The organism is Rhodococcus sp. ARC_M5, from assembly GCF_022810405.1.
In the GTDB taxonomy this organism is placed as follows: Bacteria; Actinomycetota; Actinomycetes; order Mycobacteriales; family Mycobacteriaceae; genus Rhodococcoides; species Rhodococcoides navarretei.
The window spans coordinates 37,973-50,647 of sequence record NZ_JALGQE010000021.1 but is presented as its reverse complement, the minus strand read 5'-3'; the positions used below and the strand labels follow the sequence as shown (position 1 = coordinate 50,647).

Here is a 12,675-nt window from a genome sequence, read left to right as displayed (position 1 = left end):
CACGGGGTGACCACACGTTGGCAAGCCGAGAACTCCGCAGACGATTCCAAGCGATACATCGAGCGATTCGACCGCCTGGCCGAACGCGGCGTGGATCTGCACGGCGAGGCCCGCATGCTCGACGCGGTGGTCTCCCCCGCGTCGAGCATCCTCGACGCCGGATGCGGCACCGGCCGGCTCGGTGCCGAACTCGCCCGCCGCGGCCATCGGGTGACCGCGGTGGATCTCGATCCGGTTCTGGCGGAAGCCGCCCGAGCGCGCCCGGAACTCGACGTCCATGTCGCCGACCTGACGACGCTCGATCTGGGACGAACGTTCGACGCGGCCGTCGCGGCAGGCAACGTACTCGTCTTCCTGAAGCCCGGTACCGAACGCGCAGCGCTGCAACGCATCTGGGCGCACCTTACCGAAGGCGGAGTGTTCGTCACCGGATTCGCCACCGATCGGGAGTACACGGTCGACATGCTCGACGAGGATCTGGCGGCGGTCGGTTTCGTCCTCGAGCACCGATTCGCAACGTGGGATCTGCGGCCATGGCGCGCCGATGCGGACTGGGCTGTGACCGTGGCACGCAAGCCGGCTCTGCTCGCCTGAGCCGAGGGAAACAACCCAGCGATCACCGCAATTCGAGTGTCGAGGGTTGATTCGGACGCCCACGGGAAGACTGTGCGTCATGAAGGAACACATGGCGAAGCTGCGGGAATCGTTCTGGTTCATTCCCGCCGTCCTCGGAGTTGTCGCACTCGTGCTCGCGCAGGCCCTGGTGAGTCTCGATCGCTATTTGCTCGACACTCGCGTGGACTTGACGGGATCGTTGTTCTACCACGTCGGTGCCAGTGGCAGCCGCGACATCCTCGGTGCCATCGGCGGGTCGATGCTCGGTGTGGCCGCGACGTCGTTCTCCATCACCATCTCGGTTCTGGCCACCGCCAGTTCCTCGTACGGCCCTCGCCTGGTGCGCAATTTCATGGCAGACCGCGGCAACCAGGTGGTGCTCGGCATCTTCGGTGCCACGTTCCTGTACTCGCTGATGGTGTTGCGATCGATTCGCTCGATCGAATCCGACGGATCGGTATTCGTCCCGGATATCGCCGTCAACGTGGCCGTCGGGCTCGCAGTGGTGGACGTGGGTGTGCTCGTCTACTTCATTCATCACATCGCCCAGTCGATTCAGGTGGCGACGCTGTCCGGTCGGGTTCGCGACGAGCTCTCCGAAACTGTCGACGAGCTGTACCCACTCGAACAACCCGACGACGCCGCCTCGGCGGAGGGTGTCGTCAAGCCGCCCGTCTACACCACGATCCTCGCCGAGGAGTCCGGGGTGATCATCGACATCGACGAACGCGGTGTGCTCGAGATCGCCACCGACAGCGGCACCCTGGTCGAAATTCATCGCGCACCAGGTGAGCACGTCGTTGCGGGAGAGCCGCTCGCCGATATCCTCGCCGATCGATCGGCCGACATATCCGAGGACGCGGTCGATCGAATTCGAGGCTCGTTCGCTATCGGCACCAGTCGAACACCTCGGCACGATATTGCGTTCGCCGTCGAACAGATGACGGAAATGGCGGTACGTGCGCTGTCGACCGGAGTCAACGACCCGTACACCGCACGCAACGCGATCGACGATCTCTCGGTCGGGCTCGTCGCGGTCGTCCAGCGCCCACGGCCCCGCCGCGCACGCTGTGACGCCGACGGGACCGTGCGCGTGATCGTTCGCCGCGTTGCCGTTCCGCCGCTGATCGATCATGCCCTCGACGCGGTGCGGATCTACGGCACCGGCAGTCCGATGGTGGTGCAGGCCGGCATTCGCCTCGCCGAGCGAGTGGGCCGTGCCGCCCGGACAACCGAGAACGTCGATGCCGTACTGACCCAACTGACGCTTCTGGACAGTGCGTTGGCAACCGGCGACACGGACTCTGTGCGTACGGCCGAAGCCCGAGAGCAGATCTCGCGCGCCCGCGCGGCGATCACCGATCGGGTTCCACTTGCCGTACCTCGCGTGGAGATTCGGTAGACGCACGAACCGGACACCGTGGGAGGATGGTCGGTATGCCAGCACCGTCTCCGCTTCCCCTCGACCCCATTGCAGAGGCACACCGCCAGTGGACCGAGCACGGGTGGTCCGAGGCCGCCGACGGTATGGCCGCAGTCACGTCGTTGATGCGCGCGCAGCAGATCATGTTGGCCCGGGTCGAAGAAGCGTTGAAGCCGACGGGACTGACCTTCTCGCGCTACGAATTACTCACCTTGTTGACGTTCACCAAGAACGGCGCTCTGCCGATGGCGAAGGCGAGTGCGCGTCTGCAGGTGCATCCCACGAGCGTCACCAACGCTGTCGACCGCCTCGAATCCGTCGGATACGTTCGACGCATCCCACATCCGAGCGATCGACGCACCACGTTGGTCGAAATCACCGACGAGGGACGCACGTTGGCCGTCGAGGCCACCGAGCGCTTGAACTCCCTGGTGTTCGCGCGCCCCGGGCTGGCACGCGACAAGTTGCTGGCGCTCGTTCGAATCCTGGCGGAACTGCGTTCGGATGCAGGAGATTTCGACAGTGATGACATCACCACATCGTTCTGAGTTCGATGGTGACTCGTCACAAGACAATGGCACACCCGTACCGTTCGTGGTGCAATTGCTCTGCGAGCAAGGCGGAGTCGATCTGCTGAAGGGCGGGGCGGGGTGCTGGTGTTGGGGGTCGGGGCGGGTGCGCACGGTGCACGCGCGATATTGACGTATCTGAACAGCCCCCACCGCACACCCATCGTGTCGCGGACGGTGCGCCGTGCCCCCGGGCAGTCGTTGTCCACCACGATCGCCACCGGCGTCGACGCCATCCACTCCATCGCCGCGACGATGTCACTGCCGGTGCAGTTCTCCGCCATCGCGTACCGGGTGGCCACAGATCCTGGCACGGTTGCCACCCGCGGTACGGCCCGCACAGCGTCGCTCGTTCCGGAAACCGCTGCGCAAGTGCGCTATCTGCGTTTCATCGGGCTGGTACCCAATCACGGCGTCACCGTGTTGTGCGATATCGGCAGCACCGGAACCACGGTTACCGTCATAGATCTCGCGTCCACTCGCACTCTCATGACGCGGCGCACTGCCACGTTCTGCGGCGACGACCTCGATCATTCGGTTCGCAGGCTGCTCTCGTCCCACGGTGTGCGGATCGGACTCGATGCCAGCCGATCCATCAAGGAGCAGCTGAGCGTCGACTCCGTCGTCAGCACCACTGATCCATCCGGCACTGCGCGACATGTGTTGACGCGACGCGACGTGGACGATCTCATCGCCGGACCGGTGCGGTACGCGGGCATGCTGGTGGAGCAGACCATCCAATTGTCCGGTGCCAGACCGCAGTCGATCGTTGTGGTGGGCGGCGGTGCGAACATGACCTCGATAGCACGGTCGCTCGAACTGCGGACCGGCCTGACGACCCTGGTGCCTCCGATGCCGGAACTGGTCTCGGCCCGCGGTGCCGCCCTCCTGTCGCCTGACAGGTAGGGCGGACCCGGGAGTGGAGCCTGCGGAACGACCCAGAAGAGCCGTTAGCGGTGCTGAAAGTTCGGCGTCCGCTTCTCGATGAACGCCGACATGCCTTCCTTCTGGTCCTCCGTGGCAAACGTCGAATGAAACACGCGGCGCTCGAACAGAACACCCTCACGAAGGCTCGACTCGAACGATCGGTTCACTGCTTCCTTCGCCATCATGGCGACCGGCAGCGACATCTCGGCGATGGTGGTTGCGGTCGCGATGGCGTCGTCGAGGAGATCGGCGACCGGCACGATGCGTGAGACCAACCCTGCTCGCTCGGCTTCCTCGACCTTCATGTTGCGACCGGTCAGGCACATCTCCATGGCCTTGGCCTTGCCCACCGCTCGCGTCAAGCGCTGCGACCCGCCGATTCCCGGGATGACGCCGAGCTTGATCTCGGGTTGTCCGAACACCGCAGTGTCCGATGCGATCAGTACATCGCACAGCATCGCGAGTTCGCACCCACCGCCCAGTGCGTAACCGGACACCGCCGCAATCAACGGCGTTCGCGCCGAGGCCAGTCGATCCCATGCCGCGAAGAAATCGTCGAGGTACACGTCCATGTAGGACTTGGGCTGCATCTCCTTGATGTCGGCACCGGCAGCGAAGGCCCGCTCGGAACCGGTGATGAGGATTGCACCGATGCCCGTGTCCGCGTCGAGTTCTTCGACCACCGAGACGACCTCGCGCATCAACTCGGAGTTGAGCGCGTTCAACGCCTTGGGACGGTTGAGCGTGATGATGCCGACGCGGCCTCGCCGCTCGAGCAGAATCGTCTGGTGGTCACTCACAGGCCTGCTCCGTTCGAGCGTTCGCGAATGTCGTTGATGATGCCGGAGAAGTCGACGTCGGTGCCGCCCCCGGAAGTTCCCTTGAATCGTGCGTACAGCTCGGCAGCCTGGAGGCCGAGAACACCCTCGACGCCGTTGTCCCGCAGTGCATTGGCAGCCAAGCTCAGGTCCTTGTCCATGAGCGCTGCCGCGAACCCCGGCTTGTAGTCGTTGTTGGCCGGGCTCGTCGGAACGGGACCGGGCACCGGACAATTGGTCGTCAGTGCCCAGCATTGACCGGACGCAGTCGACGCCACATCGAAGAGCGCCTGGTTGCTCAGACCGAGCTTCTCCCCCAGCACGAACGCCTCACTGATGGCGATCATCGACACGCCGAGAATCATGTTGTTGCAGATCTTGGCAGCCTGACCGTTGCCCGCCGCGCCGCAGTGCACCACCTTGCGGCCCATGACGTCGAGAACTGCTGCAGCAGAGGCAAAATCCTCTTCGGAACCGCCGACCATGAAGGTCAACGTTCCTGCCGCAGCTCCCCCGACACCGCCCGAGACCGGCGCGTCGAGACCTCTGTGACCGGCCTCGTGCACCAGCGTGTGCGCGGCGTGCGCGTCGGCGACATCGATGGTCGAGGAGTCGATGAACAACGTCCCCGGTGCCGCCTCGGGCAGCAGATCCGCGTACAACTCGAGTACCAATTTGCCGTTGGGGAGCATCGTGATGACGATGTCGGCATCGGCGACGGCGGCCACGGCCGACTCCACCACGGTGACGCCGTCCTTCGCGGCCTGCTCCAGCGCGGCAGGCACCAGGTCGAAGCCCTGCACCGTGTAGCCGGCCGCAGCCAGATTGGCGGCCATCGGCCCACCCATGTGGCCGAGGCCGATGAAGCCGATCGTCTTCTCGCTCATGACTGCTCACCTTCTGTGTGTGCGTTCGACAGGCCCAGTTCCGCGTCCCCGAGAGGTACGAAGTACCGGTCGATGTCCTCGGGCGTGACGTCTGCCAACGTACGCGGTTGCCATTGCGGATTGCGGTCCTTCTCGACCACCTGTGCTCGGATTCCTTCGACGAGGTCGTGGCTGGACAGTGACGCGACCGACACGCGATATTCCTCGTCGAGTACCGCCTCCAGCGTCGGCAGCGTCGCTGCCCGGCGCAGCGATCTCAGTGTCACTGCCAGCGACACAGGCGATTTGGACGCAATGTCCTCCGCCGACTGCTGCGCCTCGGGCACTGTGCTGGCGGCAAGAGCGTCGACGATGCCCTGAACGTCGTCGCCGGCGTAACACTCGTCGATCCATTCCTGCTGGCCTTCGACCGTGGACTCCGGTGCGGGCTCGCTGAACGTCGCGACGGCCTCGCCGACGCCGACCGTCTCGAGTGCCGAGTAGAAGTCGTCCAACTTGCCGGACGGAATGTAGTGATCGGCGAATCCGACCGCGATGGCGTCGGCGGCATTCATTCGCGCCGTGGTGAGCGCGAAGTGGGTCCCGATCTCGCCGGGAGCGCGCGAGAGCAGGTACGTGCCACCCACATCGGGGACGAAGCCGATACCGACCTCGGGCATCGCGATCTTCGACCGTTCGGTCACGATGCGAGTGTTGGCATGCGCCGAGAGTCCGACGCCTCCGCCCATGACGATGCCGTCCATGATGGCCACGAACGGTTTCGGGAACCGCGCGATCGCGGCGTTGAGGATGTACTCCTCACGCCAGAAGTCCTTGCTGCCGCTGCCGCCGTCCTTGGCGTCGTGGTAGATCGAGACGATGTCGCCGCCCGCACACAATCCACGCTCTCCGGCTCCGGTCAGGAGAACGACGTCGACAGCGTCTTCGATTGCCCACTGCTCCAACGCCGGTGCGATCTCCCGCACCATCGCATGATCGAGCGCGTTGATCGCCTTGGGGCGGTTCAGGGTGATCCGGCCGATACCGCCGGAGACCTCGAGGATCACGTCGCTCATGCGGCACCCACGATCGATCGGGCGACGACGACGCGCATGATCTCGTTGGTGCCTTCCAGAATCTGGTGCACCCGAAGGTCACGGACTATCTTCTCGACACCGTATTCGGCCAGGTATCCGTAGCCACCCAACAACTGCAGCGCTCCGTTGGCGACCTCGAAACCGGTATCGGTTCCGAAACGCTTTGCCATGGCGCACATTTCGACCTTCTCCGGAGCATCGTTCTGCAATGCGTCCGCGGCCCGCCACAGCAGCGTGCGCGCGGCCTCGAGTTCGGTCTTGTAATCGGCCAGTCGAAACTGAAGCGCCTGCGCATCGAGCAACCGTGCCCCGAATGCTTTGCGCTCGGCCAGATAAGAGACGGCTTTGTCGAGAGCGGACTGCGCGCCGCCGATCGAACACGCGGCGATGTTGATACGTCCGCCGTTGAGGCCGTTCATCGCGATACGAAACCCGTCGCCCTCGTTGCCGAGCAGATTCTCCGCCGGAACGCGAACTCCTTCGAGAACGACCTGTCGGGTGGGCTGAGCATTCCAGCCCATCTTCTTCTCGTTCGCTCCGAACGAGAGACCGGCGGAGTCCTTCGGCACGATGAACGCCGAGATGCCCCGCGGACCGGAAGAACCGGTGCGAGCCATCACGACGTACACCTCGGAAGTACCTGCGCCGGAGATGAATTGCTTGACCCCGTCCAACACGTACTCGTCACCGTCCCGCACTGCCTTGGTGCTGAGCATCGCGGCATCGGATCCCGCACCGGGTTCGGTGAGGCAGTAACTCCCCAGCTGATCCATCGCACACAGCCCCGGCAGCCAGCGCTGCCGTTGCTCGTCGTTGCCGTAGGTGTCGATCATCCACGCGACCATGTTGTGGATGGAGATGTACGCCGCAATGGACGGATCACCGGTGGCCAGTTGCTCGAAGATCCTCACCGAGTCGACCCTGGTCAGGCCCGATCCGCCCACATCCTCGCGAATGTAGATTCCGCCCATTCCCAGACCCGCTGCCTTGCGCAGCACGTCGACCGGGAAGTGTTTCTGCTGATCCCACTCGATGGCGTTCGGGGCCAGGAACTCGTCGGCGAATTCGCGGGCGGTGTCGTTGATCGCTCGTTCGTCCTCGTTCAATGCGAACATCGCCGGATCAGTCCATGTTCGGAATGACGAAGTGATTCTGAGCTGCCGCCTCTTTGGTGCCCGACGGCCAGCGCTGGGTGACGGTCTTGGTCTTGGTGTAGAAGCGGATCGAATCGGGTCCGTGCTGGTTCAGATCGCCGAATCCCGAACGCTTCCAACCCCCGAACGTGTGGTACGCGATCGGCACCGGAATCGGCACGTTGACGCCGACCATGCCCACCTGGACGCGGGAGCAGAAATCGCGAGCGGTGTCGCCGTCACGGGTGAAGATGGAGACGCCGTTGCCGTATTCGTGTTCGGTGGGCAGGCGCAGCGCGTCCTCGTAGTCCTTCGCGCGCACGACGATCAGGACGGGTCCGAAGATCTCTTCCTTGTAGATGCGCATGTCGGTGGTCACCTTGTCGAACAGTGTTGCGCCGGCGAAGAATCCACCCTCGTGGCCTTCGAGCACGAAGCCGCGGCCGTCGACGACCAACTCGGCTCCCTCGTCCACACCGATCTGGGTGTAGTCGTTGACTCGCTTCAAAGCATCGCTGCCGACGAGCGGGCCGAAGTCCGCGTCCTCGTCGTCGCTGCGGCCGATCTTCAGTTTCGCCACTCGCTCGGTGAGTTTGGCGACCAACGCGTCGGCGGTCTCCTCACCGACGGGAACGGCGACGGAAATCGCCATGCACCGCTCGCCTGCCGAACCGTATGCAGCTCCGAGCAGAGCGTCGGCGACCTCGTCGAGATCGGCGTCCGGCATCACCAGGGCGTGGTTCTTGGCTCCACCGAAGCACTGTGCGCGCTTACCGTGCTGGGCTGCGGTCTCGTAGATGTACTGCGCGATGGGCGTCGAACCGACGAAGCCGATCGCCTTGACGCGGTCGTCGGTGAGGAGCACGTCGACGGCATCCTTGCCGCCGTTGACGACGTTGAACACACCCGGCGGCAGTCCCGCTTCGAGGAAGAGCTCGGCGAGCTTGAGCGGGACCGACGGGTCACGCTCGGAGGGCTTGAGGATGAACGCGTTTCCGCAGGCGATGGCCGGGCCTGCCTTCCACAGCGGAATCATCGCCGGGAAGTTGAACGGGGTGATGCCGGCTACGACGCCGAGCGGCTGCCGCATCGAGTAGACGTCGATTCCGCCGCCTGCACCCTCGGTGTACTCACCCTTGAGCAGATGCGGGACGCCGACGGCGAACTCCACGACCTCGACGCCACGCTGGATGTCGCCCTTGGCGTCGGCAATCGTCTTGCCGTGCTCGGAGGAGAGCAAGCGGGCCAGTTCCTCGGTGTCGCGGGTGACGAGCGCCAGGAACTTCATCAGGACGCGGGCCCGACGCTGCGGGTTCCATTTCGCCCATTCACGTTGGGCCTGTTCGGCATCGGCAATGACGGCTTCGACCTCGGATACGTCGGCCAGGGGCACACGGGCCTGCACCTCGCCGGTGTTGGGGTCGAAGACGTCCCCGAAGTTTCCGGAGGTTCCGGCGACGTGCTTGCCGCCGATGAAGTGTGTGAGTTCGCGAGCCATGGAATTCGTCCGTCCTCGAGCGTGGAAGTGAAGTACGCCCATCCTATAGTCGGATGTCCATGTAAGTCCAGAACACCTTCACAGTCGGTCGTAGAACTGCCTCAGATCGGCGTTGGCCCGACTGACCTCGGCCTCGGTGGAGCCGTCGGCGCGAAATATTCGGCGCAGGATCAACGGATCGAGATCGTCCATCGCGGGAGCGAACGACACCTGGGGAAGGTCGGGGAACGACGCTCGATCGGCGAACCAGTCATCGGGATCGAACTCGTCCTCTCGTTCCCCGCCCCCGACGCCTTCGATCAGTTGGTCGAGATCGACTCCACGCAGCGTCAGGATGGTGGCGGCGGACGCGTCGATGTGCTCGGCGGCGATGTACATCAGAGCCGCCGCGTGCTTGCAGGGCCACCCGTCGTCGGGACATGTGCAGTCGAAATCGAGCTGCCCCTTGTCGTGCGGCAGCAACACCGAAGCCAGCGCCTGCGGAATGGCATTGGACGCCAACTCGCCCAGCATGCCCGGGTTCGACCGCACCCTGTCGACGAGTGCGGCAACCTCCCCCTGCGTGAGCGGATCGACGGTGACCGAGGCCGAGAACGGCTCGAGCTGACTGCCCTGCACTTCGCCGTATATCTGCCCCCGCTCCACCCCGAGCGTGAGCACCTGCCCCTGGCGCGCATACGTTCTGCCGCGAGCAATCCGACCCGGATCCGCGAGGTCTTCCATGGCCGCCACGAAATGCCTGCCCCACCACGTCTGCCCGAACGCGCCGCGCTTGTTTCTGGACTCGATGCCACCCTTGGCTTGTCGCCGCTTGCCGTACTGCGAGAAGTCGACCATCACTCCCCCACCGCATCCTCACTGAGGCGAAACAGCTCCTGCAGTTCCGCGGTGTCCATTTCGGTCACCCAGTTCTCGCCGGTGCCCACCGCCAGATTCGCCAGATCCTGCTTGGAGACGAGCATCGAGTCGATCCGTTCCTCCACGGTGCCCACGCACAGCAGTTTGCGCACCTCGACGTTCTTACGCTGGCCGATGCGAAAAGCCCGGTCGGTCGCCTGATTCTCCACCGCAGGGTTCCACCAACGATCCAGATGAACAACATGATTGGCGGCCGTCAGATTCAACCCGGTGCCGCCGGCCTTGAGCGAGAGCATCATGATCGGCGGACCGTCACCGCTCTGGAAGTTCTCCACCATTTCGTCGCGCTTGGACTTGCTCACACCACCGTGCAGGAACGGCACCGCGGTGCCGAATCGCTCGGCGAAGTACGGTGCCACGAGCTCACCGAACTCCCGGAACTGCGTGAACAACAACGCCTTCTCGTTGTCGCCCAGAATCGAATCGAGCATGTCCTCCACCAAACCGATCTTGCCCGAGCGATGCTGTCCCCTCTTGAGCACCGGCGAGCCGTCGGACAGGAAATGGGCGGGGTGGTTGCACACCTGCTTGAGACGGGTGAGCGCAGACAGGACGGCCCCCTTGCGCTTCATGCCTTTCGCATCGGCGATCTGCGCCATCATCTCGTCGACGACCGCCTTGTACAGCGCAGCCTGCTCGGCGGTGAGGTTGGCCCGCACGGTCATCTCGTTCTTCTCGGGTAGGTCCGAGATGACCGTCGGATCGGTCTTGACGCGGCGCAGAATGAACGGAGAGGTGATGGCGCGCAGCCGTGAGACGGCGTTCTCGTCGTTCTCGCGCTCGATGGGAACCGAGAATCGCTTCCGAAAGTCGGACGGCCGGCCCAGCATGCCCGGATTGGCGAAGTCGAGAATGGACCTCAGTTCGTCCAGCCGGTTCTCCACGGGCGTTCCGGTGAGTGCCAACTTGTGGTCAGCGGGGATGGCGAGCGCAGCCTTGGCCTGAACGGTGCCCGAGTTCTTGATGTGCTGCGCCTCGTCGAGGACCACTCGACGCCACGTCTGCTCGGCGAGCTGCTCGCGATCCTTGGCCATCAGGGCGTACGTGGTGACGATCAGATCGTGTTCGGCGATCGCCCGATCGAGCTCCTCGCCCTTGGACCGAGCCGGCCCGTGGTGCACCAGAACTCGCAGTGCCGGAGTAAATTTCGCCGCCTCACGCTGCCAGTTACCGACCACCGACATCGGGGCCACCAGTAGCGTCGGCATCGGACTGCGTTCGTGCGCGAGCAGGGTCAGCACCTGCAGCGTCTTGCCGAGCCCCATGTCGTCGGCGAGTACCGCTCCGAGACCGAGCCGACTCATGAACGCGAGCCAATCGAGCCCACGCTGCTGATACGGCCGCAGAGTCGCGTTCACACCGGCCGGTACGGGGATGGTCTCCGGCACCGCACCGGGTTCGAGCAACGTGGCCGCCCACCCGGTGGCTCGGATGTCCTGGACCGGAGCCGGCGGTGGATCGGCCAGCGTCATCTCGCGAATCAGCGTGCTCAGTGCAGTCCCGTCGCCGTGATGCTCGGCAACGTACTTGGCGGCCCGCGCGAGTTGACCGCCGTCGGCCAACACCCACTGACCGCGGAGCCTGACGAGATCGCCCTTCGAGACGGCGAGCCTGTTCATCTCCGCCTCGGTGAGCACCATGTCGCCGAGTTGGAGTTGCCAGTCGTACGACACCAATTCGTCCATGCCGACCGCCCTGTCGGCGGCCGCTTTCGTCACCGCGGGTGACTCGACGCGCAACCGCATCGACGGATCCAATCTCGTCCAGGCCCGAGGAAGCAGAACCGTCGTACCGGTGGCCTGCAGTGCCGTCGCACCGTGCTCGACGAGGTCGATGACCACCGACGTCGGAAGCAACAGATCGAGGGTGCCTTCCTGCGACGGCAGATCACGCAGCCTCGGGTACGCCGCCACGGCCTCGCCGAGTTTGCGCACTGCGATCGACAGCAGGGTCGCGTCGACCTTGCGGCTCATCGGAACAGGTCGCGGCGCTTCGCCGTCGGCGCGCAGACACACCTGCAGCGTCCAGTACGACTCCACCTCTTCCGGGGAGGCGCTCTCGGCGGCGACCTCGTCGTCATCGGGTTCGAGCAGGCGTAGCACCAGGGACGGCTCGTCGACGGTGAGGCTTCCGCGCCAGTTCTCGAGCAGCGTCGAAATCTGTTGAGTGCCATCGGGATATGGATCATCGCGAATCAGGGCCGACAACAGCGGATGTTCCGAGTCGGGTCTGCCCAGAACCGATCTGACGATCGGATCGGTGAGCTCTTCGACCATGTCGTCGAGAATCCTCTTGGGCCGCTCGCCGGCGCGCTGCACGGACGGCATCGCGACGGCGAGCTCGCTTGCCCAGGCGCGTTGACGTTCGCCGCCGACCAGACGCCAGCGAGGCCACCACTGCCCGTCCATCAACTTCAGGGCCGGAACGACGCGGCCGCCACGGACCCAGCGTTCGATTCCGCGGGCGACGTGCGCCAGATAGCGGAGATCACCAGAGATCAACGCGTGCTCGGACGGCGTCCGCAGCAGTAATTCGACCGCATCGTGCGGCGCGAGCGCGATGGCCGGAACCTGCACCGGGGCCGGCGCGGTAGCTCTCCGTCCCGCTGCCGGAAACGACACCTCGGCACGGTGCCGGAACGTTCTGGTCAGGACATGCGCGTGAGTCTGGGGCAGCGCGGGTTCGTCGCCGGTGGTGGTTTCGTCGTCCCACAGCATCAGCCCGGCACCGGGGGACCACAGACCGTGCAACATCGGTCCATCCAATCAGCAGGCACCGACACCGCCGAGGCGAGGCGCTCCGAGCGAGTCT

11 protein-coding genes are annotated in these 12,675 nt (G+C 64.7%); 4 read left to right on the top strand and 7 right to left on the bottom strand.

The features are described from left to right. Positions 1–6 precede the first annotated feature (6 nt). From MTX34_RS22670 to MTX34_RS22655, 4 genes are all read left to right on the top strand, one after another. Positions 7–594, top strand: coding sequence for a trans-aconitate 2-methyltransferase (locus MTX34_RS22670; RefSeq protein ID WP_243610886.1), 588 nt, complete (start codon positions 7–9; stop codon positions 592–594). Between the two features lie 79 nt (positions 595–673). After that, on the top strand, positions 674–2,017 hold the full coding sequence (locus tag MTX34_RS22665) for a DUF2254 domain-containing protein (protein WP_243610885.1): 1,344 nt from the start codon (positions 674–676) through the stop codon (positions 2,015–2,017). A gap of 35 nt (positions 2,018–2,052) precedes the next feature. Next, positions 2,053–2,586 carry a MarR family winged helix-turn-helix transcriptional regulator gene (locus MTX34_RS22660; RefSeq protein WP_243597113.1) on the top strand — a complete coding sequence of 178 codons (534 nt, stop codon included), beginning with the start codon at positions 2,053–2,055 and terminating at the stop codon, positions 2,584–2,586. 102 nt (positions 2,587–2,688) lie between these two features. Continuing rightward, entirely contained in the window at positions 2,689–3,513 is an 825-nt protein-coding gene (locus MTX34_RS22655) for a rod shape-determining protein (RefSeq protein WP_243610884.1), read from the top strand. Between the two features lie 44 nt (positions 3,514–3,557). Here the strand turns inward: MTX34_RS22655 and MTX34_RS22650 are convergent, their stop codons facing one another. From MTX34_RS22650 to MTX34_RS22620, 7 genes are all read right to left on the bottom strand, one after another. After that, positions 3,558–4,334, bottom strand: coding sequence for an enoyl-CoA hydratase (locus MTX34_RS22650; protein WP_243597111.1), 777 nt, complete (start codon positions 4,332–4,334; stop codon positions 3,558–3,560). Next, positions 4,331–5,239 carry a 3-hydroxyisobutyrate dehydrogenase gene (mmsB, locus tag MTX34_RS22645; RefSeq protein WP_243610883.1) on the bottom strand — a complete coding sequence of 303 codons (909 nt, stop codon included), beginning with the start codon at positions 5,237–5,239 and terminating at the stop codon, positions 4,331–4,333. The genes MTX34_RS22650 and mmsB overlap by 4 nt, the downstream gene beginning before the upstream one ends. Continuing rightward, on the bottom strand, positions 5,236–6,294 hold the full coding sequence (locus MTX34_RS22640) for an enoyl-CoA hydratase/isomerase family protein (RefSeq protein ID WP_243610882.1): 1,059 nt from the start codon (positions 6,292–6,294) through the stop codon (positions 5,236–5,238). Before MTX34_RS22640 ends, mmsB begins: the two co-directional genes overlap by 4 nt. Further along, a complete protein-coding gene (locus MTX34_RS22635) occupies positions 6,291–7,430 on the bottom strand; it encodes an isobutyryl-CoA dehydrogenase (protein WP_243597108.1) in 1,140 nt (379 codons plus the stop codon). Before MTX34_RS22635 ends, MTX34_RS22640 begins: the two co-directional genes overlap by 4 nt. A 7-nt stretch (positions 7,431–7,437) precedes the next feature. After that, positions 7,438–8,946 carry a CoA-acylating methylmalonate-semialdehyde dehydrogenase gene (locus MTX34_RS22630; RefSeq protein ID WP_243610881.1) on the bottom strand — a complete coding sequence of 503 codons (1,509 nt, stop codon included), beginning with the start codon at positions 8,944–8,946 and terminating at the stop codon, positions 7,438–7,440. A 78-nt stretch (positions 8,947–9,024) separates the two neighbouring features. Then, positions 9,025–9,783: an SWIM zinc finger family protein gene (locus MTX34_RS22625; protein ID WP_243597106.1), complete on the bottom strand. Its 759-nt coding sequence runs from the start codon at positions 9,781–9,783 to the stop codon at positions 9,025–9,027. Next, positions 9,783–12,617, bottom strand: a complete 2,835-nt coding sequence (locus MTX34_RS22620) for a DEAD/DEAH box helicase (RefSeq protein ID WP_243610880.1) — start codon at positions 12,615–12,617, stop codon at positions 9,783–9,785. The genes MTX34_RS22625 and MTX34_RS22620 overlap by 1 nt, the downstream gene beginning before the upstream one ends. Positions 12,618–12,675: the final 58 nt, after the last annotated feature.